The organism is Rhodoferax sp., assembly GCF_014859475.1.
GTDB lineage: Bacteria > Pseudomonadota > Gammaproteobacteria > Burkholderiales > Burkholderiaceae_C > Rhodoferax.
In genome coordinates, this window is record NZ_JACUUE010000341.1 from 1 (window position 1) to 1,541 (window position 1,541).

Genomic DNA, 1,541 nt, shown 5'->3' on the forward strand with positions numbered 1-1,541 from the left:
CAGACGTATTCGGCCATTTGCACCGCCATGCCCGCGTCTTCCAGCCGCACCACCACGGCTTGCGGCGGCAGGCCCAGACTCAGCAGCGCATCGACCCCCGCGCCAATGTTGAAAATGCCTTTGAGCTGCGCTTGCTCGTCAAAAAATTGCTGCGGCGGCTGCCACACCACGGCGTAGTCAGCCGGGGCAGCACCGGGCTGCCAGAGTTCAACCTGGGCTTGTGGCAAGGCGGCACGCAGGCCAGCCAGCCAGGGTTCCGGCTCGGTGCCGGTGCAGCAAAAAGTAATTTTCATGGAGATCATCAAACCTTATGGATTACCGCGCTTCGAGTTTCGTGAACCGAACGCAATCGCGGCGAGGGCGCCGCTCCCACAGCGGGACCCGGCATTCAGCGGGCTCGCAATGACGGCCATTCATTCCTGTACGACCAACTTGAGCAGTTCGGCGCCCTCCACCACCTGGTCACCAGGTGCGTAGAGCAGTTCCTCAACCACGCCGTCGATGGGCGCGGCAATGGTGTGCTCCATTTTCATGGCGTCCATCACCGCCAGCGCCTGGCCGCGTTTGACAATGTCGCCGGCCTTGACGGCAAACGACACCACCTTGCCCGGCATGGGCGCCGTGAGACGGCCGACCTCGGCGGGCGCTTCGCCGGCGTGCAGCAGCAGGTCGATGGCGATGATTTGCGTGGCGCCATGCGCGGCGTGGATGTAGCCGACCTCGCCTTTTCGATACACGTTGACCAGCGCCCGCTGGCCGGCAAAGCGCAGGTCGATGCCCTGTGGCGTGTCCGTAAATTCGAGCAGCCCAGCCACCTCGCCCACGGTGAATGACAGCGCGCCATCATGCAGATAGGTCAGCCCGGCCTGCACCTGCTCGCCAGCAAATTCAAACGCAAATCGGCGCGTGAAAACGCCATGGCTGCGCCAGCCGTCGGTCTTGCTGAAGGGATCGGTACCTTCGGCAGCACGCTCATCCAACAGGGTTTGCGCCACATCGGCCGCAGCGGCCAACGCCAGCCCGACGCGCTCCTGGTTGAACAACACTGCTGCCTCGCGCGGAATCAATCCGGTGTCGAGATTGGCCTGCGCAAACGAGGGCGACTGCAACACATGGCGCAAGAACTGCACATTGGTGGTCAAGCCGATGATGTGGGTTTGCGCCAGTGCGTCGTCCAGCCGCGCCAGCGCCTGTTCGCGTGTGTCACCATGCACGATGACTTTGGCCACCATGGAATCGTAAAACGGGCTGATGCTGTCACCCTGGCGCACACCATCGTCAAAACGCGCCGGGCTGACGGCAAAACTGCTGTGCGCGGGCTTGCGGTACACGTCGAGCGTGCCGGTGGCGGGCAAGAAGTTGTTGTCGGGGTTTTCGGCGCAGATGCGTGCCTCGATGGCGTGACCGGTGATCTTGAGCTGGTCTTGCTGCAACGGCAGCGGTTCGCCACTGGCCACGCGCAGTTGCCATTCCACCAGGTCCTGGCCGGTGATGGCTTCGGTGACTGGGTGCTCAACCTGCAGGCGGGTGTTCATTTCCAT

At 63.1% G+C, this 1,541-nt stretch carries 1 protein-coding gene and 1 pseudogene; both read right to left on the reverse strand.

Features of this window, described 5'->3' with window-relative positions; all coding sequences use genetic code 11:
* Positions 1-293, reverse strand: a pseudogene (locus tag IBX54_RS15085) (glyoxylate/hydroxypyruvate reductase A); the annotation flags it as partial.
* Positions 294-413: 120 nt separating this feature from the next.
* On the reverse strand, positions 414-1,541 hold a 1,128-nt coding region (locus tag IBX54_RS15090; RefSeq protein WP_296543467.1), incomplete at its 5' end, for a biotin/lipoyl-containing protein.